26 protein-coding genes and 1 tRNA gene are annotated in these 25,681 nt (G+C 64.5%); 14 read left to right on the top strand and 13 right to left on the bottom strand.

From position 1 onward, the window contains the following. Positions 1 to 58: 58 nt before the first annotated feature. On the bottom strand, positions 59 to 646 hold the full coding sequence (locus NMQ16_RS13735; RefSeq protein ID WP_257081515.1) for a 2OG-Fe(II) oxygenase family protein: 588 nt from the start codon (positions 644 to 646) through the stop codon (positions 59 to 61). Positions 647 to 1,247: 601 nt separating this feature from the next. Here NMQ16_RS13735 and NMQ16_RS13740 point away from each other — a divergent pair. The 8 genes from NMQ16_RS13740 to NMQ16_RS13775 all read left to right on the top strand — a co-directional run bounded on the left by NMQ16_RS13740 (position 1,248) and on the right by NMQ16_RS13775 (position 8,283). Beyond that, entirely contained in the window at positions 1,248 to 3,470 is a 2,223-nt protein-coding gene (locus tag NMQ16_RS13740) for a hypothetical protein (RefSeq protein WP_257081352.1), read from the top strand. 67 nt (positions 3,471 to 3,537) lie between these two features. Beyond that, positions 3,538 to 4,137: a PEP-CTERM sorting domain-containing protein gene (locus tag NMQ16_RS13745; protein ID WP_257081353.1), complete on the top strand. Its 600-nt coding sequence runs from the start codon at positions 3,538 to 3,540 to the stop codon at positions 4,135 to 4,137. A gap of 180 nt (positions 4,138 to 4,317) precedes the next feature. Beyond that, positions 4,318 to 5,184, top strand: a complete 867-nt coding sequence (locus NMQ16_RS13750; protein WP_257081354.1) for a peptidylprolyl isomerase — start codon at positions 4,318 to 4,320, stop codon at positions 5,182 to 5,184. Next, complete coding sequence (locus NMQ16_RS13755) at positions 5,181 to 6,161, top strand: HupE/UreJ family protein (protein WP_257081358.1); 981 nt, start codon at positions 5,181 to 5,183, stop codon at positions 6,159 to 6,161. The genes NMQ16_RS13750 and NMQ16_RS13755 overlap by 4 nt, the downstream gene beginning before the upstream one ends. Beyond that, entirely contained in the window at positions 6,158 to 6,760 is a 603-nt protein-coding gene (locus tag NMQ16_RS13760) for a HupE/UreJ family protein (protein ID WP_257081360.1), read from the top strand. The genes NMQ16_RS13755 and NMQ16_RS13760 overlap by 4 nt, the downstream gene beginning before the upstream one ends. Beyond that, positions 6,757 to 7,356 carry a HupE/UreJ family protein gene (locus tag NMQ16_RS13765; RefSeq protein ID WP_257081361.1) on the top strand — a complete coding sequence of 200 codons (600 nt, stop codon included), beginning with the start codon at positions 6,757 to 6,759 and terminating at the stop codon, positions 7,354 to 7,356. The genes NMQ16_RS13760 and NMQ16_RS13765 overlap by 4 nt, the downstream gene beginning before the upstream one ends. Before the next feature lie 141 nt (positions 7,357 to 7,497). Further along, complete coding sequence (locus tag NMQ16_RS13770; protein WP_257081362.1) at positions 7,498 to 7,860, top strand: hypothetical protein; 363 nt, start codon at positions 7,498 to 7,500, stop codon at positions 7,858 to 7,860. Between the two features lie 231 nt (positions 7,861 to 8,091). Next, positions 8,092 to 8,283, top strand: coding sequence for a heavy-metal-associated domain-containing protein (locus tag NMQ16_RS13775; protein ID WP_257081363.1), 192 nt, complete (start codon positions 8,092 to 8,094; stop codon positions 8,281 to 8,283). Positions 8,284 to 8,296: 13 nt separating this feature from the next. On the opposite strand, the gene NMQ16_RS13780 is transcribed toward NMQ16_RS13775, so the two are convergent. Together NMQ16_RS13780 and NMQ16_RS13785 are read right to left on the bottom strand one after the other, a co-directional pair. Next, positions 8,297 to 9,724: a multicopper oxidase family protein gene (locus NMQ16_RS13780; RefSeq protein ID WP_257081364.1), complete on the bottom strand. Its 1,428-nt coding sequence runs from the start codon at positions 9,722 to 9,724 to the stop codon at positions 8,297 to 8,299. A 247-nt stretch (positions 9,725 to 9,971) separates the two neighbouring features. Continuing rightward, a complete protein-coding gene (locus tag NMQ16_RS13785; RefSeq protein WP_257081365.1) occupies positions 9,972 to 11,402 on the bottom strand; it encodes a TolC family protein in 1,431 nt (476 codons plus the stop codon). Here NMQ16_RS13785 and NMQ16_RS13790 point away from each other — a divergent pair. Then, on the top strand, positions 11,401 to 11,730 hold the full coding sequence (locus NMQ16_RS13790) for a hypothetical protein (RefSeq protein ID WP_257081367.1): 330 nt from the start codon (positions 11,401 to 11,403) through the stop codon (positions 11,728 to 11,730). The genes NMQ16_RS13785 and NMQ16_RS13790 overlap by 2 nt on opposite strands. Before the next feature lie 741 nt (positions 11,731 to 12,471). Here NMQ16_RS13790 and NMQ16_RS13795 read toward each other — a convergent pair. Then, a complete protein-coding gene (locus tag NMQ16_RS13795; protein ID WP_257081371.1) occupies positions 12,472 to 14,268 on the bottom strand; it encodes an AsmA-like C-terminal region-containing protein in 1,797 nt (598 codons plus the stop codon). A 197-nt stretch (positions 14,269 to 14,465) separates the two neighbouring features. Between NMQ16_RS13795 and NMQ16_RS13800 the strand changes: the two genes are divergently transcribed. Beyond that, a tRNA-Asn gene (locus NMQ16_RS13800) sits at positions 14,466 to 14,541 on the top strand. 222 nt (positions 14,542 to 14,763) lie between these two features. Here NMQ16_RS13800 and NMQ16_RS13805 read toward each other — a convergent pair. The 6 genes from NMQ16_RS13805 to NMQ16_RS13830 all read right to left on the bottom strand — a co-directional run bounded on the left by NMQ16_RS13805 (position 14,764) and on the right by NMQ16_RS13830 (position 18,995). Next, a complete protein-coding gene (locus tag NMQ16_RS13805; RefSeq protein WP_257081372.1) occupies positions 14,764 to 15,057 on the bottom strand; it encodes a hypothetical protein in 294 nt (97 codons plus the stop codon). 240 nt (positions 15,058 to 15,297) lie between these two features. Further along, positions 15,298 to 15,735: a DUF2846 domain-containing protein gene (locus NMQ16_RS13810; RefSeq protein ID WP_257081374.1), complete on the bottom strand. Its 438-nt coding sequence runs from the start codon at positions 15,733 to 15,735 to the stop codon at positions 15,298 to 15,300. Positions 15,736 to 16,036: 301 nt separating this feature from the next. Further along, the gene (gene rmuC / locus NMQ16_RS13815) at positions 16,037 to 17,554 is read right to left on the bottom strand and encodes a DNA recombination protein RmuC (protein ID WP_257081375.1); all 1,518 of its coding nucleotides are present in this window, start codon (positions 17,552 to 17,554) and stop codon (positions 16,037 to 16,039) included. A gap of 76 nt (positions 17,555 to 17,630) precedes the next feature. Continuing rightward, entirely contained in the window at positions 17,631 to 18,083 is a 453-nt protein-coding gene (locus tag NMQ16_RS13820) for a copper chaperone PCu(A)C (RefSeq protein ID WP_257081376.1), read from the bottom strand. A gap of 70 nt (positions 18,084 to 18,153) precedes the next feature. Next, positions 18,154 to 18,699: a transcription elongation factor GreB gene (greB, locus tag NMQ16_RS13825; RefSeq protein WP_257081378.1), complete on the bottom strand. Its 546-nt coding sequence runs from the start codon at positions 18,697 to 18,699 to the stop codon at positions 18,154 to 18,156. A gap of 50 nt (positions 18,700 to 18,749) precedes the next feature. Further along, positions 18,750 to 18,995 (bottom strand): DUF3567 domain-containing protein, encoded by a 246-nt coding sequence (locus NMQ16_RS13830; protein ID WP_257081388.1) that lies wholly within the window; start codon positions 18,993 to 18,995, stop codon positions 18,750 to 18,752. A 240-nt stretch (positions 18,996 to 19,235) separates the two neighbouring features. On the opposite strand from NMQ16_RS13830, the gene NMQ16_RS13835 reads away from it, so the two are divergent. Then, positions 19,236 to 19,433: a DUF465 domain-containing protein gene (locus NMQ16_RS13835; RefSeq protein WP_069037891.1), complete on the top strand. Its 198-nt coding sequence runs from the start codon at positions 19,236 to 19,238 to the stop codon at positions 19,431 to 19,433. Between the two features lie 15 nt (positions 19,434 to 19,448). On the opposite strand, the gene NMQ16_RS13840 is transcribed toward NMQ16_RS13835, so the two are convergent. Continuing rightward, positions 19,449 to 20,300 (bottom strand): endonuclease/exonuclease/phosphatase family protein, encoded by an 852-nt coding sequence (locus NMQ16_RS13840; RefSeq protein ID WP_257081389.1) that lies wholly within the window; start codon positions 20,298 to 20,300, stop codon positions 19,449 to 19,451. Between the two features lie 107 nt (positions 20,301 to 20,407). Between NMQ16_RS13840 and NMQ16_RS13845 the strand changes: the two genes are divergently transcribed. The 3 genes from NMQ16_RS13845 (at position 20,408) to NMQ16_RS13855 (ending at position 23,283) form a co-directional block, all read left to right on the top strand. Next, positions 20,408 to 21,535 carry a sorbosone dehydrogenase family protein gene (locus NMQ16_RS13845; RefSeq protein WP_257081390.1) on the top strand — a complete coding sequence of 376 codons (1,128 nt, stop codon included), beginning with the start codon at positions 20,408 to 20,410 and terminating at the stop codon, positions 21,533 to 21,535. 72 nt (positions 21,536 to 21,607) lie between these two features. Next, positions 21,608 to 22,690, top strand: coding sequence for a 3-deoxy-7-phosphoheptulonate synthase (locus tag NMQ16_RS13850; protein WP_257081391.1), 1,083 nt, complete (start codon positions 21,608 to 21,610; stop codon positions 22,688 to 22,690). 95 nt (positions 22,691 to 22,785) lie between these two features. Then, positions 22,786 to 23,283 (top strand): SRPBCC family protein, encoded by a 498-nt coding sequence (locus NMQ16_RS13855; RefSeq protein ID WP_257081392.1) that lies wholly within the window; start codon positions 22,786 to 22,788, stop codon positions 23,281 to 23,283. A gap of 39 nt (positions 23,284 to 23,322) precedes the next feature. On the opposite strand, the gene NMQ16_RS13860 is transcribed toward NMQ16_RS13855, so the two are convergent. Together NMQ16_RS13860 and NMQ16_RS13865 are read right to left on the bottom strand one after the other, a co-directional pair. After that, entirely contained in the window at positions 23,323 to 24,810 is a 1,488-nt protein-coding gene (locus NMQ16_RS13860) for an FMN-binding glutamate synthase family protein (protein ID WP_257081394.1), read from the bottom strand. A gap of 25 nt (positions 24,811 to 24,835) precedes the next feature. Beyond that, positions 24,836 to 25,672 (bottom strand): response regulator, encoded by an 837-nt coding sequence (locus tag NMQ16_RS13865; protein WP_257081396.1) that lies wholly within the window; start codon positions 25,670 to 25,672, stop codon positions 24,836 to 24,838. Between the last annotated feature and the right edge of the window lie 9 nt (positions 25,673 to 25,681).

Genomic DNA, 25,681 nt, shown 5'->3' on the forward strand with positions numbered 1-25,681 from the left:
TTGCCTGGTGGGCGGTGGGGAATGAGCGCTCTTGGCTGCGGAATCGACGGCCGCCACGTCAGCCGCTGAAGGCAATCCTGTAGCCCCAGGAATCGAGGCTGGCCGGAATGGCGTTGAACGGCATGGTGATGCGTCGCCCGCCCACATTGTGGGGAACCGAGTGCATCAGATAGCTCGGGAACATGACCAGATCACCCGGCTCGGGCTGGGGGCTGACCCAGCGTTCGGCGTTGTACGGCCCGACTGCGATGCCCTTGTGATCGTTCTTGAAGGAAAACTCCGACCCGCCGGGCGACTTCATCAGCACGGTGCGCGAATCAGGATGTATGGGCGTGAGGTAGACGATGCCGGATATGAAGCTGTTCGCGTGGTTGTGCATGGCCTGGTAGCCGCCCTGATCCATCACGTTCACCCACATTTCCTTCAGCGACCAGGGCATTTGCTCGCCGAACAGCAGGGCGCCGAACTCGCTCAATCGCGGCGTCAGCACGCGCGCCGCTTCCACCAGCAGCGGACTGTCGCCCGGCTTGAGCATGGCGGTATGGGTCAGGTTGGACGATGTGTTGTTCGCCTGAATGGCTTGAGCGGTGAAATGCTGCACCAGTCCGCTGACCAGTTCCGGGTCGAGGGCAGCGTGCACGCGCATCACGGGAATGGGAAAGAGGCCGAAAACTTCGCTTTGCATGAGCGTCTGTATGGAGAAATAGTCAGGCTTTCGCCCGGTCAGCGTGCTGAGGGCCCCTGCAGCGTTGCAGGCCATGCAGCGTTTTTCGACTTGCGCAACCATGTGGCAAGCGAAAACAGGTACGGATTGCCGGAAACCCGCAAATGAAACGGTGACGAAACGTACGCTCTGCGCGTGACAAATTCGTGATGAACGCCTTTTCAGTCTGAAAACCAGGGCGACAGGCGTGTCATCAAAGCGTCACGGATTATGAATAACGTTCGTATGAAAATTATTGGAGACGTGTGAATAGCTGTCGTGTCAGTGCGCTCTCGCCAGATCAAGCAAGCGCCGGCCTGAAGTCAGTACGGTTTGCGTCGCGGTGTTTTCGCCGACTGTTGCTGCGGCGTCGCCGTCTGAAAAGAGCCGGATCGGTGGATAGCTCGGACTATTCCTGCCGGCATTTGGACTATGGACGCGTGACATATTGAGGTCATCTTGTGTCGAGACAATCCCGAGGGTTGGTTCTGATCCGGACCAAACTCACGATCGCCCTTCGTACTTCCTGAGAGGACCTCTATACATGATGTTCAAAACGAAAATGACGCCGGTCGCTTCCGCTGTCGCCATGGCGCTCAGCGCCGTGGCCATCGGCATGGCACCTGGCGTGGCCAGCGCCGGCAAGACAGCCGGCACCTACATGACCGGCGACTTCCACAATCACTCCACCTGCTCCGATGGTTCGACCTCGATGCAGACGAAGATCAAGAAGTCGACCGACAAGGTTGAAACCCCCTGGGGTCTGGACTGGTTCGTTCAGGCAGGTCACGGTGGCAATGGCAACCGCAACTGCACGCTGGTGGAAGACGAAACGGTCGCCACGCCGGCCTACCCGTTCATCGAGGGCGTGGGTCCGAACACCACCTGGGCCGCCACCATCGGTGCAGGCGCTGTCAAGGGTAATGCTGCCGACGGCACCCCGCTGAACGCGCAGACCAATCCGCGCATGTGGCGCTGGCAGTCCATGCAGGAGTTCCAGTATCCGGTCACCGAATACCTGACGGCACTCAAGGGCGTACCGGTTTTCATGGGGATGGAGTCGGTGGTGTCCGGTCACGAGCACACCTCAATGACCGTCATTACTGGACAACTTCCGAAGGCACTCGACAACGTGTCGCTGCCATCTGGACCGGGCTACACCCCGCTGGGCAATGCGACAGCGCTGTCGCAGTGGTCCTACTGTTTCGACAGAAACGACCGCGACAACAGTCGCGGCGGCGGTCAGGGATGGCAGTGTTCGGTTCCCGGCAGCGCGAACGAAGCCAATCCGGACTGGGATGCCACGGCCGCCAAACTGACCAACAACGGTGGTCTGAATGGTCACCTGAAGACGGTCGAAGGCATCAAGTGGATGGCTGCATATCACCCGAACGGCAGCTATTACGTGCCCGCCCACCTCGAGCGTGCAGGCCCGTTCAACCCGAATGGCAGCAATGGCTTCAACATCGAGCACCTGCGCAACTTCAACAACGCAGGCCCGATGATTGCCTTCGGTTTCGAAAGCCAGCCGGGTCACGGCGCATCGAGCGACCGCGGCGAGTACCGCCCGAACCGCAACAACTTCGGCAGCGCCCTCGGACGTCGCGACTCGGTCGGCGGCACCACCTGGGGTGGCACCGGTGTCTATGCCGCACAGATCGGTGGCGTGTGGGATGCGCTGCTGGGCGAAGGTCGCAACTGGTGGTTCTTCGCCAGCTCCGACTGGCACAACCGTGGCGATTTCGGCACCAACGACGTGCGCACGACTCAGGACTACTTTCCGGGGGAATACCAGCGCGACTTCGTCATGGTACGTACCGGTGCCGACAAGATGCGCCCGCAAACCATTGTTGACGGCCTGCGCAGCGGCAACAGCTTTGCAGCGTCGGGACAACTGGTCGACCGCGTGGCTTTCGTCGCCTGCGCCTCTTACAAGGGTTTCGGCTTCCGCAGCGACGCCGCCGTCGAAGCACTGGCCACCGCCGCCGCGATGTCGAATACCGACACCGACGTCGCCGGTTGCGCCACCATGGGCGAAAAGCTGAAGGTGCGCCCGGGTGCCGAAGTCGTCGTCGCGATTGTGGTACGCGATCCGTCGGGCATCAATTTCTCGCCCTACTCGTTCGCCAACCCGTCGCTGGCACAGGTCGGCATCAACCAGCCGCTGAACGCCCCGGTGCTGGATCACGTGGATGTAATCCGCGGCATGGTCACCGGCTACAAGCAGCCGGGCAACCCGGACTATGCGGGTGAATGGCCGGACAAGTGGATCCAGAACCCGGACATGGCTCGTGTGCCGGCTGCGGCGAAGAACACCACGGCTGCCCTGTACAAGACCTTCAACGAGTCGACCTGGGCCACCGCGCCGGGCAATCCGGAATACAAGACCATGGTGTTCCGTATTCCGGCCGTGTCGGCTTCGCAGTACATCCGTCTGCGCGGCACCAACCTGCCGGCGGGTGTGCCGTACGAAACCGACGCCAACGGCAACCCGCTGTCGGATGTCTATACCAATGACAGTGCAGACAACCGTGCCGTCGCCCCGATGACCATCCCCTGCACGGTGACCGGCAGCAATGTGCCGGCAAATGGTGTGACCCACACGGTGAACGACGGGAAAATCGACGGTTGCCCGAATCATCTGGCCGTCGTCGATGGACAGAAGATGTTGTCCTACGACGTGGCAGGCTGGGCCGACCTGTGGTTCTACAGCAACCCGATCTTCATCGAAGTTGCACGTTCGACCAAGGTTGCAGGCGTGAAGTAATGAAGAAAGACAGCGCCGCCCGGTCGGGTGGCGCTGTCACTGTTGAACCTAAATCTGGAGTATTGCAATGAACTTCAAACTGGCTTCCCTGCTGGCCGCCGGCCTCTTCGCCAGCGCCCCGACCTTCGCTGCTGACGTGCTCGTCGATTTCGACGGCCCGGCCAGCTTCGATTCGATCGGCGATTACTACAACGGCGCCGTCGAAGCACTCGGCGTGTCCTTCGGCCTCGACGCTCTGGCCCTCCAGAACGACGAACTGGGCCCCTACTTCTCCAACGCGCCGTCGCCCGCCGGCGTCATGGCAGTGGTCGGCGCGGATGCGACAATGAACTTCGCCATGGGCTTCACCGGCGCGTCGTTCTTCTACTCGACCGCCGAAGCACCGGTGATCGTCGGTGTCTATTCCGGCCTCGACGGCACGGGCACCCTGCTGTCCGGCTTCGCTGTGGTCACCAACGCGATGAACGGCTGCAGCGATTCGCCTTACTGCAACTGGAACTTCACTTCGACCTCGTTCAGTGGCGTCGCGAAGTCGATCACCTTCGGCAGCGCCGCAGGCGCCGGCATCGACAACCTGACCATCAGCGCCGTGCCGGAGCCGACACAGGCACTGATGCTGGCTCTCGGTCTGGCTGCGGTGCTGATTGGCGCACGTCGCAAGGGCTGATCAAGGCTGCTGCACAAGGCCATCGGATCAACAGAAAAACAGCTGTTGATCCGATGGCCTTGATGCCCCCGGGGCGCTGCGCGTGATGTGCGGCGCCTTCTTTCATTATTGTCGGCCATGGCCGCCTGCATTTGCGGCGCGTTCCACGCGGCCGACCTTACCCGCTTACGAGAACACTCCTTGTCTACGCCCTATCCCGACGCCGGTGCCCGCACAGCGGCCCCCGTCACCCCGAGTCGAGCACGCAACGGCTGGCTGCGTGACCCGCTGCTGCACTTTCTCATCCTGGGCGCACTGATTTTCGGCATCGACTACGCGATCTCGGCAAAGGATTACGACCCGAAAGTGATCGTCGTCGACGCCGCGGTCGATCAACATGCCATCGAACTTTTTCAGGCTTCGCGCGGGCGTGTGCCGACCGAAGCCGAACTGCAGTCGCTGCGCCAGAACTGGATCGATAATGAGGTGCTGTACCGCGAAGGACTGGCCCTCCAGGTCGATCGCGGCGACGAGAACATCCGCGAGCGCGTCGTGTTCAAGGCGCTGAGCATCATCGAAGCCAGCCTTAAGCGGCCACCGGTTGACGATGAACTGCTGCGTGCCTGGTTCGAAAAACGCCGTAACAAGTACGACGAACCCGCCCGCTTCGATTTCCAGGAAGCGGTGCTGGCGGGCGACACCGGCGAGGCTTCGGTACGCGCCTTTGTGGCAGTCCTGAATACCGGCAACCCACCCGACGACCTACAGGCGGGCTTGCGGGTGTTCAAGACCCGGCCTGAACCGACCATTGTTCAGACCTACGGCGAATCATTCACCGAGGCGTTGAAGAAGGCCAGCCCGGATGAATGGGTTGCGCTCCAGGCCAAGGATGGCTGGCACGCGATCCGCGTGACGGCCATGACACCCGGCAAGACCGCCGACTACGAAGTGGTGCGCAATGTCGTGCTGCAGGACTGGACCGACCAGGTGATGGCCGAACTGCGCACGGAGGCCGTGCGCAGCCAGGCGCGCAAGTACACCATCCGGCAGGAACCCGGCCCGAAATGAAGCGCACCCATCCTTTGAACGTGTTGCGTGCGCTGTTCGCGTTGCTGATCGCGCTGCTGTTCGGCCCTGCGCAGGCTCATGAGCTGAGTATTGCCGAACTGGAATTGCGACAGCTCACCACCAGCGATTTTCTGTGGCAATGGTCGGCCAGCGGCAAAGTACCGGCGAGCGAGCAACTGACGCCGAAATGGCCGGAAGGATGCACCGCGGAAGGGCAACTGCTGCGCTGTGGCAAGGAAGGCCTGCGCGGCAAGCTCACTATAGAAGGCATAGGCAAAACGTACTCGGCCGTGCTGGTCAAGCTGTACTGGCTCGAAGCGCCGTTCAAGGTGTACACCATCAGCTCGGCGCAGAAGACGGCGCGCATCGGCGGTATCGGCCAGACTGACGCCGACGGCATCGCCTCCTACATCTATCTGGGCGTCGAGCACATCCTGCTCGGCATCGACCACCTGCTGTTCGTGCTCGGGCTTCTGCTGCTGGTCGGCAATCGCTGGACGCTGGTCAAAACGATCACCGCGTTCACCGTGGCGCACAGCATCACACTGGCGGCTGCGACCTTCGGTATCGTGCGCGTGGCCGAAGCACCGCTGAATGCCAGCATCGCCCTGTCCATCCTGTTCCTCGGACTGGAAGTCGCACGCACCTGGCGCGGCCAGTCGAGCTTCACCATCCGCAATCCATGGGTGGTGGCCTTTGCCTTCGGTCTGCTGCACGGTTTCGGTTTCGCCAGCGGTCTGGCGCAGATCGGTCTGCCGGAAGCAGAGATCCCGCTGGCGCTGCTGATGTTCAACGTCGGCGTCGAGGTCGGACAACTGGGCTTCGTCATCGGCATGCTGCTGCTCGCACGATCGATCCGTTTGCTGCAGCTCGAGCGCAATGAAATGCTGCAGCGACTGCCCGGCTACGTAGTCGGGTCAATGGGCGCGTTCTGGACCCTGCAGCGCGTCGCCATCCTGTTGAAGGTCATCACATGAAAACCACTCCGTTCAGTCTTTTTCTGCGTGCCGCCGCTTTGCTGGCCGCACTCACCCCGGCGCTGGCACTGGCGCACCAGGAAGCCGGACAGGCGACCGGCCTGATCGCCGGCCTGACGCATCCGGTATCGGGCATGGACCACCTGCTGGCGATGGTCGCCGTCGGGCTGTGGGGCGCGGTGCTTGGCCAGCCGGCCATCTGGGTACTGCCGGTCGCCTTTCCGCTGATGATGGCGCTGGGCGGTCTGATGGGCCTGCTCGGCTTTCCGCTGCCCGGTGTCGAGATCGGCATCGCCGCCTCGGCCATCGTGCTCGGCACTGTGGTGCTCACGGAACAGCGGCCGCCGCTGATGCTGGCCACGCTGATCACCGCGCTGTTCGCGAGCTTTCACGGACACGCCCATGGCGCTGAGTTGCCGGAAGGCGCCAGCGCGCTGATGTACAGCCTCGGTTTCGTCATCTCCACCGGCTTGCTGCACGCCGTCGGCATCCTGATTGGCACGGTGCATGGGCGTCAGTTCGGCCGCAAGGTGGTGCGGGCCGCCGGCGGCGGTGTGGCGATCGCCGGGCTGTTCTTCATGTGGAAAGCGCTTGCATGAAAAAAGCCTGGACCGGTGCTTTGGCAACCGGGCTCGCCGTGTTTGCCGCGCCGGCACGCGCCCATCTCGCCAGCACCGGCTTCGGTGATTTCTACGATGGCATCGCCCATGTACTGATCACACCGGAAGATCTGCTGGTCGTGATCGCGGCCGCCCTGCTTGCCGGCCAGCGCGGTACCGCGGCGGCCCGCCTCGCTGCGCTCGCGCTGCCGCTGGCCTGGCTGGTGGGTGGCCTGGTCGGCACGCGCTGGCAACTGATGGCAACCCAGCCGCTGCTCACCACCTCGACCTTTGCGCTCGCCGGCATGATGGTGGCGCTGGACCGCAGGCTTCATGTCGCCGTAGTGGTGGCGGTCGCCGTCGTTGCCGGCCTGCTCCATGGCCTGGCCAACGGACCGACGATGACGCCGGCCGGGATCGGCGTACAAGGCCTGGTCGGCGCCATCAGCGCCGTCTGTGTGCTTACGCTTCTGCTGTCCTCACAGATCGCCGCGCTGACGCGCGACTGGCATCGCATCGCCGTGCGCGTCGCCGGAAGCTGGATCGCGGCGAGCGGCCTGCTCATGTTCGGCTGGCTTTACCAGAGCGCAGCCTGATGCCGGTGTCACGGCAGGTTCCTCCGATGAGATCCGTGGTCTGGCGCAGCAGGACAGTCAGAATGCCGCGCCACACTGTCCTGTCACGTTGACGCTACACATTCCGCCATGAACCGCATCCTCAGCCTTTTGACCTGTGCAATGCTGTTCGCCGCCAGCGCCCATGCCGGCGGCGAACCCGAATGTAGAATCGAGGCGCAGACCCGCGACTCGAAAACCGTGGTGTGCATGATTCCGTACGCGGACGTGACGCAGCCGTTCGAATTCGTGGTGAAGTTTTCCGGCAGCCACGACGACACCGAACTGTCGCTGCAACCGGCGCTCGACGACCAGGCGCTCGCGTGCGACGCGGGCAGCAAGCTGGTGTCGGAATTCGAGGACGGCGACATCACGCTGAAGTGCCGGTTTGCAGTCTCCGGAAAAGGCGGCGGGAATGCGCAGTTCAGGGCGCGGGTCAAGTGGCATCACGCCGATTACGAAGCGCATCAGTTGCTCAGGCACTGAGCATCGGGCAAGCGCAGCGCCCGTGCCGCTGCGTCGCGGACCCCGCACCCCGCACCCCGAGCAGGGCAATGCCTTCGGCTCGCGGGCGGTTCGGGACGCCCGGCAACCCTGCCACGGTGCGCCATGGACAGGCAGGTCACGCGCTGCGTCAGCGATCTGCGCGATGACTTCACCCGCGCACGGCTTAAAGGTCCATGATCAGGGGTTTCCATTTTGCTCGCGAGGCCAGAAATGATCGAATTCACCGTACCGGACATGACCTGCGGTCATTGCGCCGGTCGCATCCGTAGCGCGATTTCCGATGTCGACGCCAATGCGACCGTCGACATCGACATCGCCGGCAAGCGGGTACGCATCGAGTCGGGCAAGGACGAAGCGCTGTTCCGCGAAGCACTGGACGACGCCGATTACCCGCCGGACTGAATTACTGCCCGCATCAATGGTGATCGTGCGCGCCGCCTGCCGGTTTGCGCACCTGAACTTCGATATCTTTCTCCGGCTGCTGCTGCCGGGGCATCGATGAAGCACCGTGGGTGTCGTCTTCGGCAGGCTTTGACGAGGGGACTGCCGCGCCGTCGACCTCATGCGCCACGCTGCCGACAGGATGCGCATACCAGCCCGGATCGCTGTAATCGCCCGGCTTCAGGTCACGCCGCACCTTGAACACCGAAAACATGCCGCCCATTTCGACCGATCCGAACGGGCCGTCGCCGGTCATCATCGGCGCGGTGTTCTCCGGCAGCGGCATCTTCATGTCCGCCATGTCGGCCATGCCACGCTCGCCCATCGCCATGTAACCCGGCACCAGATTCGAAATGCGGTTCGCCAGCCCTTCGTGATCGACGCCGATCAGGTTCGGGATGTCGTGGCCCATGGCATTCATCGTGTGATGGCTCTTGTGGCAGTGGAAGGCCCAGTCGCCCTCCTCGTCGGCGATGAATTCGATCTGCCGCATCTGGCCGACCGCCACATCGGTGGTCACTTCCGGCCAGCGCGCCGACTTCGGCACCGGGCCGCCGTCGGTGCCGGTCACCTCGAATTCGTGGCCGTGGATGTGGATCGGGTGATTGGTCATCGTCAGGTTGCCGATGCGGATGCGCACGCGGTCATTCTTCCGCGCCACCAGCGGCGCGATGCCCGGGAAGATGCGGCTGTTCCACGACCACAGGTTGAAATCCAGCATGGTCATGGTTTTCGGCGTGTAGCTTCCGGGGTCGACGTCGTAGGCGTTGAGCAGGAACACGTAGTCGCGATCGACCTGCGCGATGTGCGGGTGGCGCGCTTTCGGGTGGGTGACCCAGAAACCCATCATGCCCATCGCCATCTGCGTCATTTCGTCGGCGTGCGGGTGGTACATGAAGGTACCGGGGCGGCGCGCGGTGAATTCATACACAAAGGTCTTGCCGGGCGGGATCGCCGGCTGGGTCAGGCCGCTGACGCCGTCCATGCCGTTGGGCAGGCGCTGGCCGTGCCAGTGCACGCTGGTGCGCTCGGGCAGGCGGTTGGTCACGAATATGCGCACCCGGTCGCCTTCGACCACTTCTATCGTCGGGCCGGGCGACTGGCCGTTGTAACCCCACAGATGGGCCTTGAAGCCGGGCGCCATTTCGCGCACCACCGGTTCGGCCACCAGATGGAACTCCTTGACGCCGGCATTCATGCGCCAGGGCAGCGTCCAGCCGTTGAGCGTGACGACCGGGTTGTACGGGCGCCCCGTGGAAGGCATCAACGGGCCGCGCGTATCGGCCGACGTTTCGATCACCGGTTCGGGCACGGCGGCCAGCGCCACGCGATTGACCGAGGCAGCCGCCACCGCGGCGCCTGCGATGCCTGCGTTGAGCAAAAAATCTCTGCGGGAAGTCATGTCATGTCCTTCGAATTCGATGCAACGGATTGTGGGAGCGGCGGCCTCGCCGCGATGGATGCCGCGATGATCGTTGATCAACGCGCCGATCGCGGCGAGGGCGGCGCGGGGGTTTCGGCGAGCACTGCTCGCCGCCCGCAGAGCCGGCTGGCCATGCAGGGCCAGCAGTGGATCGCCGCTCCCACAGAACCCTCTCCGCTCGCACAGAACCCTCTCCGCTCCCGCAGCGACGCCGCTGCCCCGGGGTTCAATGTCCGGCTCCAGCGGTCGCAGCTGCCATAGGCGAGAGCGGCGCCGCAAGATCGGGCTTGCCGATCAGCGCCATGTCGAGATCGGCCTGGGCGATCCAGAAGTCGCGCAGGGCCTCGATGTAGCCATTGACGCTGGCGACCTGCGACCGGGCATCGGCCAGCAGTTCGAACACACCGATCAGCATGCCGTTGTAGCGCAGCAGGTTTTCGTCGGAAATGCGCTTCCTGAGCGGCACCACTTCGTCGCGATAGTGGCGAGCGATGTCGAAGGCGGAGCGATAGCCGCCATAGGCTTCACGCACTTCGGAGCGCGCGTTGATGGCTGCGTCGGCGACCCGCTCGACCGATTGCATGTAGATGTGCTCGGCACGCGCCACGCGCGAGCTGCCCCAGTCGAACAGCGGCAACTCGAAGCTGATCTCGTAGCCCTTCTTGTAGGACTCGCCGCGCCGGCCTTCGAGCACCCGCGCCGGGCCGATCTCCAGCACGTCGATGAAGCGCGTGGTTTTCGTGAGCCCGAGATTGCGCGCGGTCGCTTCGGCATCGAGCTTCGCGATCTGCAGATCGATGCGCGACGCCATCGCCTGACGCTCGATATCGGGGGCATCAAGGGCCGCTGTCGGCAGATCGGGCAGACGTTCGGGCAGCTTGAACGCGGTCTGTTCGCCCCACAGCCCGAGCAGCCGGGTCAGCCGCTCGCGCGCCGCCTGATGCGCCTGCTGCGCACGGGCAAGGTTCAGCGCGGCATCGGCGTAGAAGCCCTGCTCGCGCGCCCGCGCCAGTGAGCTGAAATTGCCTGCGGCCTGCATGCGGCGCGCCAGTTCGGCACCGGCATCGGCCGCATCCATCACCTGTTCCATGTAGCGCTGCGTTTCGCCGGCTGCGACCGCCTGGGTCCACGCACGCCGCACATCGGCCGCCAGCCGCAGCACCTGCAGCGATACCGCGCGCTGGGTCTGTTCGAACTGCCGCCTGTTGACCTCGATCGCCTGCGGCAGGGTAAGCAATGAAAACACGTTGAAGGTGATCGCCTGTTCGATCTTGTAGTCGCGCACGCCGTTTTCCTTCTTGCTGGCGTGGAACATGGAGAAGTGCGGGTTCGGCAGGTTGCCGGCGCGCACCAGCTCGGCTTCGCTGATGCCCAGATCGTGGAAACCCGCCTGCAGGCCGCGATTGTTCAGCAACGCAAGCTGCACCGCATCGTCGGCCGTCAGTGGCTGGCCGAGCAGGCTGGCCACGCGTTCGGCGACCGCCGCACGGTCTTCGTCGCTGCGTGCCCACTTCACCTCCTTGCCGAGCCGCTCGCGCGTGGTCTGCTCGACCGCGCCGAAGCCGCCGTCGGGGCTGAAGCTGGCGCAACCGGCCAGCAGCGTCAGCGCAGTCGCGAGCGGCAGCAGACGCCAGCGCGATGGATCAGTGGTGCGCATGACCGCCCTCCTTCTTCATCGGACAGGCGTCGTGCTTGTGCTTCATGCCGCCGCCCGCAGCGTTGTCGTGGTGCATGCAATGATGCGGAGCGTTCCCGGCATCGGTTGCAGGCTTTCCGTGATGCATGTGGTGATCTTGGGCGGCCGGGTTGCCGACGCCATGGTCATGCGTCGACGAGCCCTCTGCGGGCGCGCCGGCTGGCGCCGAATGTCCCGCGTGCGGGTCGTCGAGCTTCGGGTCTGCCTGCTGATCCGGATGATCGACCGGCGCTCCGTGCGCATGAGCGCCGGCCTGCCGTGCGACCCGGTCATTGGCGTCACGCCATGACCCGACGGTTTCTCCGGCATGTCCGCGATAGCCGTCGAGCGCCGAGCGATGAACGGCCGACGGCACGAGAGAAGCCGGATCGACGGGGTCGGCCGACCACACGGCAGATGAAGCGAGCGCTGCCCAGACGAGCAGCGTTTTCGGATGAAGGTGAACCATGATGGCCTCGCGCAAGACGTGAATCGATGCCCGCACCGGGTGCGGGCTTCAGGGTTTCGTCAGACGGAGGCGTATCTGGGTGGGTGCTCCGCGCTTTCGGCGATGAAGGACAACGGGCCGCTGAGGGCAGCCAATGGCCGTTCGTGGAACGCGGTGTCTGCGCACAGCGGGAGCGCAGCCGGTGTCAGCGCGCCTGCGATGCAGCAGGCGGCACAATTGGAACAAGGCTGCGAGGACAGCGAGGCGCCCTCATCGAGGGCAGCCGTTTCGACACAGTGCGCCGGCAGCGCGTGTGCGTCCGGCGCAGCATCGTGCGCTGTCGCCACCGCGTGCGCCTGAACCGGCACGCAACACATCATTGCCGCGGCCACGCCACCTTGCAACGGCAGCGCGACCACGAGCAGGACGGTCAGCAGGAATCTGTTGAAACGGCACATCACCTGCACACGATAGCAGCCCGAGCGAGTGTTGTGGCATCGGTGCCGGCGTTGATTGATCGAACGCAAGCCCCGGCACATGTCTGTGCAGGCCGATCGGGAGCGACGCGAGGACGAAACGGGCTACGAACGGGCTACCAACTCGTCACCGCCGCAGGCGCACGATCGGATCGGCGTACTTGCCTTCGATGCTGACCGGCGCGCGTACCGTGGTGGCGCTGCCTCGCAGGCTGACGTCCAGACGACCGTTGATGAGGCCGTCGGCCAGCCGGATGTCTCCCTGGGCACCGACCAGTCCGGACGACATCGTCGCACCGGTCAGGCTGAGGCCGGAGGCATCCGCCACGACATCGCCTTCGAGATCATCGAATCGCGTGCTGCCGCCGCGCACACCATCCGCACGCGGAATGCGCACCGCCTGCACGAGATCGACGCGTTCGATCTGACCGCGCTGGACGCCCAATCTGCCCGACGCACGCAGCGTGCCGCGCAGGCCTTCCAGCGTTTCCCCCTCGCCGCGGATGGCGATCGCGGCAGACAGGTCTCCGGTCAGCAGCAGCGTGGGCGCAAACACCTTGAGCAAGTCCGCGATGGCCAGACGTGATGTGGTCATTTCAGCTTCGACGGCAGCCGGGCTGACAAGCCCGACGGACAGGCTGCCCACCGCGTAACCGCCATAAAGCTTGACGTCCACCTTGTCGAACTGCAGACGCTGGCTGTTCAGCGTGCCGGTCGCTTCGAGAACGTCGAGCAGCAGCGACGGCTGGCCGGGCGTACGCCAGCCCAGGGCCGTGAGCGCGACATTCCACGCACCGGATTCGATGCTGCCCTGCATCTTGAGTCGGCCATCCGCGCTGGCCAGGGACAGCCGGGTCAATGCGCCGTCCTCGTTGATGTCCAGCGTGCCATTCAGGTCGCCGATGGATCCGTCGAGCAGCAGCAGGCTGGAATCGATGACACTGATGTGCTCGACCTTGAGCCAGCGCGATGCCCAGTTGATGTCCTGCCGCTTCGACAATTCGGGCAGGAAGGCAATATTCAATCCCGCGCGCTCGATGCGCACTTCGCGCATCACCGTACGTTCCGACAGCAGCGTCAGGACACGGGGAATGAGTTTGACGGTGGCGACTTCCAGTTGTCCGCCTGCTCCGACACGCAGGCCCTCGAGTGCAATGGATGGCTCGGGAAAGATGCTGGGCGATACCGATGCGATGCGCACCGGCTGACCGAGCAATTCGCTCGCCAGCTTTTCCATGTGCGGCAAATGCCTGCTGTAGGGATAGAAGAAGAACAAACCGACCAGCAGCACGACCAGCAACAGGCTGCCGACCGCAAACCGCTTGGCGAGCGAGCTCGGCGGCCCCTTGCGTTCGGCACCGCTGACGCGTCCCGCAAACAGGTCGAACAGCCGCCGCAGCGGCCCGGATGTGCGGTCTTCGACGCCGGCGTCCGCGGAACTGGTCATCATCGCGCGTCTTATCGCACCGCGGACGTCATCGCTGTCAGCCGGCGGCGACGGCGCGACCGCGACCGCCGCCGCCGCAGGAGCAGTAAGTTCGGGGATGGCCATCGCGAATTCGTCCAGCACAGGCGATTCCTTCGCGGACGAACGGTCATGTGCGCGCCGGATGTCATCGGCAACCGGCGTGATCGGCTGGCTGACCAGATCTTCGATATCGACCATGATGGAAGACAGTTCCGAGCGGTCGGCGTCTTCTTCGACGCCGGCGCTATCCACCCGGCGCACCAGTCCGCGGTGTTCAAGCTCGCCGACCAGGCCTTCGACGATCAGCGGATCACCGAATTGCTGAGCCAGATTGCCGACAGGCGTGCGCCCGTCGATCATGATGAGCACCGAACGCAGGTTGCGTTGAACGATGGTGCGTTTCGACACCGCATCCTCGCCCGCCTCAGTCTTGATGAATACCGCGTTTTCGTTCATTGATCTGCGCTGGCAGGCTGGCCTCGTGCCGTGGGGCGAGCGGTAAGTCGGACTTTCGGCGAAGGTTGTTGTGACCTTCAGGTGACGCGATCATAAATCGATCGCGCTCCGAAGTGGCGGCCAGTCAGCGCGAAGAAAGTCACGTATCAATTGCTTGACGTGCGCAGGATCACAACCTATCATCGCGCCCTCTTTGTTCCCCGATAGCTCAGTCGGTAGAGCGCCGGACTGTTAATCCGTAGGTCCCTGGTTCGAGCCCAGGTCGGGGAGCCAGAACAAACAGCTGAAAATGGAGGCCTTCGCAAGAAGGCCTCTGTCGTTTACGCGTCCGAAGTGGTTTTCGGTGGCGATCCTGCAAGCGATTGACGTCAATCGCGCGGCGCCCGTTGCATCCTGAAAAGCCCCGCGGCGAGCAGCACAACTCACGGTAAATCGCGGGCTGTCCTCGCCATCCGTGCCGGTCGCGAACGACAAGGGGATCGGGCCGCTCAACCGTCAGTTGCGGGGCTGAGGGGTGGTCTGGCCCTCCGGGCGGCGTTCGCGTTCATCCGCAAGCTCGGACGCCTTCTGCTTGGTGTCCCGGTCGCGCACCACGTCGTTGGCATGTTCGCTCGGGTATTCCTTCGATTGACGAGCCCGGTCCTGTTCCGGCTGGTACTTCTTCTGACTTTCGGATTGCTGCGCCTCCGGCATAACCTCTTTCTGGTGCTTGCTCGGATACGACTGAGCGCTGACCGACACGGAAAATGCGGCTATCGCAAGTGCAAGGGCTGTTCGGGCTAAAGTCATTTTGGACCTCCATAGAGTGGCAGGCATCGAATGGATGCCCATGACTGCAGCCTAGTTCTTGCGGATGAGTTCGATGTAGTCGGGCTCCCACAAGCTGTAGGACCCGCGATGGAGAACGCCCGGGCTGATCCGCCAGGGTGCCCGCATAGGCAGGTCCGGTGCGCACCAAGGCGAGTCCTGTCCATGCCGTCAGGGCAGGATGCTGTAAGACCGCAGCGACATTCCGCGCCGCGTGACCCCTCAGCGTGAGACAGCAAGCCTCGTGTTGCGCACCGCACGCGCGCCATCGTCCGGATGCACCTTGCGCAGACGCGTATGAACCTGCAGGTAACCCAGCCACAGGTCCTGCCGCACGTACACGATCTGGCCCGGCTTGGCGTCGAACTCGAGCTTCGACGTGAACTGAAGCTGTGAGCCCAGTGTGTGCCGTCCCGGTTCGATTTCCCTGAACAGATGCGTTTGCGACACGGTCGAGCCGATCGGCTCGCCGTCGAGCAGCACATCGATCGGCAGCGCGGGACTGCTGTAGCCGGTGCGGAAAACATACACACCTGCCTTGCCTGGACTGACTTCGGCCACGCCGGGCAGCGTGGTGGCGCGGGTGTCGTGCGGGGGCACTGCGGCGCAACCGGCGAGCGCAGTCGTCGCAACGATGAGGGCGAGCATCCGGTAGTTCATTCGGAATCTCCTGGTCTGTCGCGCATGGCGAACGCGTCAATGGGGCGACGTCATGCGGTCTGCCCGCCATGCTGCAGACCTCGGCCATGCCGGTCGGCCGGCGCTGTCCGAGCGAACCGGTCAAGGCATGCCACTGCTGCTTTGTGGGGTGAAGGGCGCGTCAGGTTTCCTGAGCGCGCAAAAAACCCTGAAAACCGCCGCTGACCACTTTTAATGTTGATGACGGCCAGCGCCCTTGCGACGGCCCTCGCGCGCCCGGCCTTCACCCTCCGGCTGAGGCCGCTCCGACGCTGCGTGCGCCTCAGTCGGGAAGCTCGGTATCCGGCGACCCCTCGATCGCCAACTCGTCGGGCAACAGGCCGGCGCGAAGTTGCCGCGCCGGCTTCACACCCAGCTGGCGCAGGTTCTCGACCTGTCGAACAAGATTGCCGCGACCCGATGAAAGCTTGCCGTGTGCATCCTGATAGGCCTTCTGCGTCTGATCGATGCGCTTGCCGATCTCTTCGAGGCTTTCGACGAAGCCAACGAACTTGTCGTACAGCCGCGCCCCCTGTTCGGCAATCAGCTGGGCGTTGCGGCCCTGGCTTTCCTGTCGCCAGACGTTGGCCACCATGCGCAGTACCGCCAGCAGCGTGCTCGGACTGACCAGCAGCACGTTGCGCGCAAAAGCGTCCTCGAACAGCGTGGTGTCGCTGGTGGCGGCGAGCATGAACGCCGGCTCGACCGGGACGAACATCAGCACGAAATCGGGCGCTTTCAGCCCGTTGAGCATCGGATAGTTCTTGTCCGAGAGCCCCTTGATGTGGGCGCGGATCGACTGCACGTGATCGCGCTGCGCCGCGGCGCGTGCGGCGTCGTTGTCGGCGCTGCAGTAGCGCTCGTAGCCGAGCAGCGACATCTTGGCGTCGATGATCATGTGCCGGCCTTCGGGCAGCTGGATGACCACGTCCGGCCGGCGCCGGTTGCCGTCGTCAGCGGCATAGCTCTCCTCGGCGACGTACTCGTGCCCGCGCCGCAGACCGGACGATTCGAGCACCTTTTCCAGCACCATTTCGCCCCAGATCCCCTGCGACTTGTTGCTGCCCTTGAGCGCCTGGGTGAGATTGACCGCATCTTCGCTGATCCGCGCATTGAGCAGCGCGAGCCGCTCGATCTCGTTCTTCAGCGTCAGCCGCTCCTTCGATTCGCGGTCGTAGGTCTGCGCCACCTGGTCCTGGAAGGCCTTGATCTTCTCGTTCAGTGGATTGAGCAGCAGACCGAGGTTGTCATGGTTCTGCTGCGTGAAGCGCTGGCTCTTCTCTTCCAGGATGCGGTTCGCCACCTCCTGGAACTGCAGCCCCATCTGGTCGCGCGCAGCGTCGAGCAGGGCGAGCTTTTCGGTCGTCTGGCTGCGTTCGGCGTCGAGCTGGGTGCGCAATCCGGCCACGGCCTCCGCCAGCGACTGGCGTTGCGCGGCGCCTTCCGCCAGCGCCCGGTCGTGGGCGAGCCGGGCGTCAGCCAGCGCCTGTTCGAGCGCCGGCAGACGCTGGGCCTGCGTTTCGGCACGCACGCGCGCCGACTTCTCCTGCTGCAGCTGAAGGTCGAGCGTGGCCCGGTCGGCACCGCTCACCTTCAATTCCGCGCGCAGGCGATCGATGTCGAGGGATGCGGCGCGCAGCCGTTCCTGCGCGGTCAACAGCTGGGCCGTGCGCTCGGCCTGCGCGCGTTCGATCTCCAGCGCCATGCGGCTGCGCAGCCAGATGGCGCTCAGCACGCCGCCGAGCAGTGCAACGGCAAGAAGCGCAATCAGGATGGCGGGGTCGGTCAGGCTGACGGTCATGCGGTGCGTGATGCGGTCCGGGAAGCCGGACTATAGCCGGACCCGGTCGAGCGCCGCGCGATCCGCGAGGCCTCGCTCAGTGCTTGTGATCCATCGCACCGCTTGCGCCCAGGGCGCGCGCGGTCGCCTTAATGACCACCGTTTCACGCTTCTTGTCGGCGCCCTCGATGACCAGCGTCACCGGCACGTCCTGCCCTTCGGTGATCGGTGCCTTCAGGTCCATCAGCATGACGTGATAACCGCCCGGCTTCAGCTCCACCGCCTTGCCAGCCGGCAGGTCGATGCCCGGGATGGCGCGCATGCGCATGATGTCCTTGTCCATCGTCATTTCATGGATTTCGGTCACGCCGGCCACCGGTGAGCTGGCTTCGACCAGTCGGGCGGCTTTCGGCGCGGTGATCTGCATGAAGGCGCCGGTGGCCTTCTGCTGCGGCACGGTGGCGCGGACCCAGGGGTCCTTGACGGTGATGTCAGCGATGGCCGGTGCGGCGATCAGGGTGAGCAGTGCGGCAGTCAGCAAGCGACGCATGGTGGTGTCCTGTGGTTGAAAAACGGGGTTCGAGTGCAGTGAAGGACGCGAAGACATCCGTGGAGTACGCCTAGCGGTAGGAAATTCCCGTGACTTCGATCTCGCGCAACCCGGCCGGACTCTGCACACGGACCAGGTCTCCTTCACGCGCCTTCAACAAGGCGCGGGCCAGCGGCGATATCCAGGAGATCCGACCTTCCGAGGCATTGGCTTCATCGACACCGACGATCTGCACCGTCTGTTCGCTGCCATCTTCATCCTCGTAGCGCACGGTGGCGCCGAAGAACACCTGGTCGGCGTTCTGCTGGTCCTGCGGATCGACAACGGTGGCGGATTCGAGGCGCTTGATCAGGAAACGGATGCGACGGTCGATTTCGCGCAGCCGCTTCTTGCCATAGATATAGTCGCCGTTCTCCGAGCGATCGCCGTTCGAGGCGGCCCAGGCGACTGTTTCAACGATGCGCGGGCGCTCATCGCGCACCAGCTGGTCAAGCTCGGCCCGCAGTCGGCCGTAGCCGGCGAGCGTCATGTAGTTCTTGCTGCCGGGCGGCAGCGCTGTGACGACTTCGGGATCTTCTTCCTCGGTGTCGGTTTCCTTCGTGAATGCCTTGTTCATCCGGATGTCGGTGATCGCGTGCTCGTTGGACGAGCACGCATCTTACCGAATCAGTGATAGATCGCCGGTTGGGTCAACAACGCTTCCCACGGCACCATGAAAGCGTCGAACGCTTCCGGACCGACTTCATGATCGACCTCGTGGTCGACCAGGGCCTTCAGTTCCTCGCGGAAGCGCTTCGCTGCATCATCACGGATCAGGGCGCCACGCCCGACGCGCTTGTCGATGACTTCGACCGCTTCCAGACCCGAATACTCGACCACGTAAACCAGCGGATTGTTGAACATGATGTGCATGATGTCTCTCCTTGGCTTGTGCGGCTCACCAGCTTGCAGCCTGACGGTTGTCCGGCCGTTCGATGCGGCATTGCAGTACTCCTGCAATGCAGGTGGGGCAATCCTGCCGCCTTTCAAGTGATTTAACGGCCGCGGGGCCCGGCGCTGAAGGGATCTTGCGTCGGTTGCGGCACGCTCCTAACATCCACCATCCCTTAACGGCGCAGGCCGCGCGCCCGTTGTCATGATTCGGCCCCGTCCATGGAAGAAGACGAATTGCGCGCATCGCTCGAGCTGCTGCGCATCGAGCACCGCGACCTCGATCAGGCAATCGCCGATCTTCATGCCGCCCAGGCCAGCGACGAGTTGCTTCTGCGCCGCCTGAAGAAACGCAAACTCTTGTTGCGCGACCGAATCGACCAGATCGAACGCATGCTGGAACCGGACGATCGGGCCTGAGGCCGGAACAGTGAATCAGTCGGCGAGCTTGACCCAGACCGGCTGGTGGTCCGACGCAGCGGTGGATTGATCGACTTCCACCGCTTGCACCCGCGGCAGCAGCGGTGCGGTGGCCAACGCAAAATCACAGCAGAAGCGACGCCCCGGCCAGTCGCAGCCATGCAGCCCGACCGTGTCGGCATGCGCCACCGTGCCGTGACAGTGCTGCCACAAGTCGTGCCAGCGCGCCTCGGGGGACGCACCCGGCGCAACCAGACGCATGTATTCGTCGCTTCCCGGCTCGCAGTTGAAGTCGCCGCACAAAAGGGCGGCTGCCGGCCTGGGCACCGCAGCGAAGGCGCCGTCCGATGCCTTCGCCGCCGGCGGCGCCTTCGCATGGGCCTGCGCCTCGGCGTTGAGGGCACGCAGCGCCTCGATCTGCGCCAGGCGCTGCAGCCGTGAGTAGTACTCGAGGTGGGTGTTGAGCACGCGCAAAGTACCGGCCGGGCCGTCGAGCACGACCTCGACGCACGCGCGCTGCATGCTCGGGACGGCACCGTCTGCCGGCCACGGCAGCAGATGTCGCCAGGCAGCAAGCACCGGCAGGCGACTGAGCGTGAGGTTGCCGAACTGCCTGCGCGTCCCATCCGGGCGCAGACTGTCGGCACCGGGGGCGAAGATCGGCGAGTGACCGGGAAACAGCGCGGCGAATTGCGCCACCTGATCGTCGCCGGTCAGACCGGGCAAATCGTCGTGGCCGCGTGCGACCTCCTGCAGGCAGATCACGTCGGCATCGGCGAAATCGTTCAGCGCGCGAGCGATGCGTCCGGTGCTGACGCGACCGTCGCAACCGCGCGCCCACTGGATGTTCCAGCTCACCAGCTTCATTGCTTGTCCTTCTTCTTCCGTTTTCGACGGAATCATTGTGCGGAACGCCGGGCGACCGCATCGGTCGATCCGGAACCACCGTGCCGATTGTGCTCCAGGAGAACCCGATGATCCGAACCCTGCTGACCGCCTGCGCCTTCGCGCTGAGCCCTGTCGTCGCCCACGCGCAGCAAGCCCCGCAGCATCTCAGCGTGCCACCCGGCTTCGGCATCGAACTGTGGGCCAAGGTCGACAATCCTCGCGCGATGGCGCTGGGCGAGGCGGGCCGGCTTTATGTCGGGTCGCGCAAGGGCCACGTCAGCGCGGTGCCGTACGACAGCCGCACCATGGCCGCCGGGGCCCCGGTAAAGGTCGCGAGCGGTCTGAACATGCCGGTCGGCGTGGCCTGGCGCAAGGGCGACCTCTACGTATCGGCCGTCGACCGCATCGTCAAACTGCCCGGTATCGACAAGCGGCTCGACGCACCGCCGGCGCCGGTGCTGGTCAGCGACCGCTTCCCGTCGGACAAGGCGCATGGCTGGAAATTCATCGCCTTCGGGCCGGACGACAAGCTGTATGTGCCGGTCGGCGCACCCTGCAACATCTGTGACCGCGACAAGGACGGCTACGCGAACATCATGCGCTTGAATCCGGATGGCAGCGGGCTCGAAGTGTTCGCGCGCGGCGTGCGCAACACGGTCGGCTTCGACTGGCACCCGAAAAGCGGCGAACTGTGGTTCACCGACAACGGCCGCGACTGGATGGGCGACGACACGCCGCCGTGCGAACTGAACCGCGTCGCGAAGGCGGGTCAGCACTTCGGCTATCCGTACTGCCACGGCGGCAGCGTTGCCGATCCGGAGTTCGGACAGGGGAAATCCTGCAGCGACTACACGGCACCCGCGCTGAATCTGGGTGCCCATGTGGCGCCGCTCGGCATGCGTTTCTATGGCGGCCCGCAGTTTCCGGACGAGTACCGCAACGCTCTGTTCATCGCCGAGCATGGTTCGTGGAACCGCAGCAAGCCGGATGGCTACCGGGTGATGATGGCGCGGCTCGAGGGCAACAAGGTGGTCAGCTATACGCCGTTCATCGAAGGCTTCCTCGGCCGCAACGATGCCGTGCTCGGCCGCCCGGCGGATGTGCTGGAGCTGCCGGACGGCAGCCTGCTGGTATCCGACGACCATGCGAACGCGATCTACCGCGTGCGCTGGAACGGCACCCGCACGGCGGCCGGCGACGCGGCACTGCCCTGATGCGGCGGCATGGCCGATTGACTTGATGCCCGCGCGGGCGTTCACTGTCCGGTGCTACCGGGGAGGACGGACATGGACAGCGACAGCTCACTTGAGGACGGGCGCATCGAAAGTTTCGGTGTGATGGCCGCACCGGTCGACATCAAGAACGATCTGCCGCTGAGCGCTGCCGCCGCGCACAGCGTCAATGACGGGCGCGCCGCCGTGCGCAGCGTGCTCGAACGCAGCGATTCGCGGCTGCTGGTGGTGGTCGGTCCGTGTTCGATGCACGATCCGGTCGCCTGCATGGAGTACGCGCGGCGGTTGCGTGTCCTGGCCTCGGAACTGGCGGGCAGCCTGCTGATCGTGATGCGCGTCTATTTCGAGAAGCCGCGCACGACGACCGGCTGGAAAGGCTACATCAACGACCCCTTCATGGACGACAGTTTCCGCATCGAGGAAGGCATGCGCCGGGCACGCCGCTTCCTGCTCGATATCGCCGAACTGGGCCTGCCGGCCGCCACCGAGGCGCTCGATCCGATTTCGCCGCAGTACCTGGGCGATCTGGTGTCCTGGACGGCGATCGGAGCGCGCACGTCCGAGTCGCAGACGCACCGGGAAATGGCCAGCGGGCTGTCCACACCGGTCGGCTTCAAGAACGCGACCGACGGCGATCTGGACGCCGCGATCAACGCCATCATTTCGGCGTCACGGCCGCACAGCTTCCTCGGCATCAGTCGCTATGGCCGCTCCAGCATCATCCGCACGCGCGGCAATCCGCATGGCCACCTCGTGCTGCGCGGCGGTGCCGGGCGCCCGAATTACGATTCGGTCAGCGTGAAGCTGGCCGAACAGTCGCTGCTCCGGGCCGAGCTGCCACCCAATATCGTCGTCGATTGTTCGCACGCGAACTCGTTCAAGAAGCCCGAAATGCAGCCGCTCGTGCTGGCCGACGTGGCCGCACAGATTCGCGATGGCAATTGCTCCATCGTCGGCGTCATGATCGAAAGCCACCTCGAAGCCGGTAACCAGCCGATTCCGACCGATCTTTCGCAGTTGCGCTATGGCTGCTCGGTCACCGACGCCTGCGTGGACTGGACGACCACCGAACGCATGCTGCGCGAACTGGCCGCGACGACTGCCGACGCGCTGCAGCGACGCTGCATCACCGCCTGACGGGAATAGTTCGTCACCTTGCTGCAGATGCAGCCGATAATCCGCGGCAGCGCCATCCGGCGCTCCGATCCGAACTTCAAAAAAGGGAACAACTGATGAGCGCCTTTCGCACCTTCGTCGCCGGCACCAGCCTGATGCTGATCGCCACAATAAGCGTCGCTGCCGGCAAGTTGTCGGTGGAACGCGAAGCCACGGTCGATGGTTCGCCCGACACCGTCTGGAAACTGGTCGGCGATTTCAACGGGCTCGACGTGTGGCACCCGGCGGTGGCGTCCAGCACCATGAAGGGAGCGGGCATCAAGGCCGGTGCAACGCGCACGCTGACACTCGGCAATGGCGCCAAGATCGAGGAAAAGCTGACCGCCTACAGCGGCGTCAAGCACACCTATACCTACACCATCCTGAGCAGCCCGCTGCCGGTGAAGAATTACGTGGCGACGCTGGCGCTGAGCGCTGCCGGCGAAGGCAAGACGCTGGTGAAGTGGTCATCGACCTTCGATGCCAGCGGCGCCAGTGATGAAGAAGCGAAGAAGGTGATCATCGGCATCTACGAAGGCGGTCTCCAACGCGCGGGCAGCACGCTGAAGAAGTAATTTCATGCCACGCGGCGCGCCGGAGGGCGCGCCGCGTGCTCAGGCGCTCCGCGCCACCGGGTAGGGATACAGCATATTCAGCGCCGTGCTCTGGCCGTTCGGCTGCACGATGCGCGTGTGCTCGCGACGGAATTCCCGCGCATGGCGCAGCCCGCACGAGTGGGCAATCATGTCGATCTCCTGATTCATGTTGAGGCAGTAGTTGGCTACCCGGGCCGCCTTGTCCGTGACGTCGAGCCCGCGGTGCAGCTTGGGGTTGTGCGTCGTGATGCCGGTCGGGCAACTGTTCGAATGGCAGCGCAGAGCCTGGATGCAGCCAAGCGAAAACATGAAGCCGCGCGCTGTATTGACGAAATCCGCCCCGGCCGACAAGGCCCACGCGGCGCGTGCCGACGTGACCAGCTTGCCGGCGGCGATCACCTTCACCCGCTCGCGCAGCCCCGCTTCGATCAGTGCGTCGACCGCACGCGGCAGCGCTTCGTCGATCGACAGCGCCACATGATCGGCGAGCGCCTGCGGCGCCGCCCCCGAACCGCCCTCGCCGCCGTCGATCGCAATGAAATCCGGTGCCGCCGCGATTCCGCGGCGCAGGATGGCTTCGCACAGATCGTTCATGAAGTGCCAGCCGCCGAGCGCCGTCTTGATGCCGACCGGCTTGCCGGTGACATCGCGGATGAGCGCAATGCGATCGAGCAGCTGTTCGACGTTAGACACTTCCGGATGCCGGTTCGGGCTGATCGAATCGACACCCTGCGGAATGCCCCTGATGCGCGCGATCTCCGCGGTCACCTTGGCTGCCGGCAACACGCCGCCCTTGCCCGGTTTGGCGCCCTGCGACAGCTTGATCTCGAAGGCGCGCACCGATTCGATCGCCGCCAGCTCGCGCAGCCTCGCCTCCGACAGCAGGCCCTGTGAATCGCGCACGCCGTACTTGGCGGTGCCGATCTGCAGGATGACGTCGCAATTCCCTTCCAGATGATACGGCGACAGTCCGCCCTCGCCGGTGCTCATCCAGCACCCTGCCTGGGCTGCGCCACGCGACAGTGCCTGCACGGCAGGTGCCGAAATGGCACCGAAACTCATGCCGCTGACGTTCACGATGGAGCGCGCGGTGAAGGGCTTGTCGCAGAAACCGTTGCCCAGTATCAGCGGCGGCGTGGTTTCGCGGTCCTCGTCGAGCACCGGAAACGGCGCATTGACGAAGATCAGCGCGCCGGGCTCGTGCAGCGAATAGGTCGAGCCGAAGCCGATGATGCCGCCCTCGTTCTTCGCCAGCCGGTACACCCAGCCGCGGGTGGCACGATTGAACGGCATCTCTTCGCGGTCGCCGAGGAAGAAGTACTGCCGGAAGTATTCGCCCAGCTGTTCGAAGAAGTAGCGCAGGTGACCCACCACCGGGTAGTTGCGCAGGATGGTGTGCTTTGTCTGCGTGCTGTCCTGGATGTAGCGGTACAGCAGCAACAGCACCAGCCCGACGACCAGCGCAACACCCAGGCTGACCTGGAACACCGACATCAAGGTTTCCATTGCACTCTCCGGTAAGACGATGCCATCAACCTGGCTGCAACAGCGCGCGTCGCAGCAGCGAGCGAATCGACGTCGCTTCGAAAGGCTTGTCGCAGATGCCAGACACGCCCGCCTGTTCGACGGCCGCCAGCCGGCTCATGTCCGATTCGCTGGTGACCATCAGGATGGGTACGGACGCCTGCCAGCTCTGCTGGCGCACGTACTCGACCAGCGCGCGGCCGTCCATTTCCGGCATGTTGTAGTCGGTGACGATCAGGTCGAACATCGTCTTGTCCAGATGGGCGACCGCCTCAAGGCCGTTCTCCGCCTCGACGAAGTCGCGCAGGCCGATATTCTCGAGCACCCGGCGCATGAAGCGGCGCGCGTTCCCGCTGTCGTCGACCAGCAGCACACGCAACGACTCGAAATCGATGTCGGCATCGTCCGTTTCACCCTCGGCCAGGAAATCCGCCGTCGCCTCGAGTACACGCCGCAACTGCGCGTCGGAGAAGGGCTTGGGCAGGATGCCGCAGACGCCCGACTGGCGGACCGGATCGAGCGCCTGCGGCCGTGTTTCGCTCGACACCAGAACGAAGGCGACATGCTGCAGCGCCTCGGTCGAGCGCATTGTCTGCACCAGATCCGTACCGTCAGCATCGGGCAGGTAGAGTGCGCTGATCACCACGTCGGGCAGCTTGTGCTGCATGGCAGCGAGCGCCGACTGCATCCCGTCGGCTTCGCGTATCTGCGCGATGCCCAGGCCGCTGACCCGTTCACGGATGATTTTCATCTGCGTGGGTGAAGGTTCCACCAGCAGCACGTCGAGGTGCAGGATTTCCGGAGACATGGCGAGCCCGGCCGCGGCCGTAACGAATGCGATCACGTGTTAGCG

It is taken from the genome of Methyloversatilis sp. XJ19-49 (assembly GCF_024580145.1).
Classification (GTDB): Bacteria; Pseudomonadota; Gammaproteobacteria; order Burkholderiales; family Rhodocyclaceae; genus Methyloversatilis.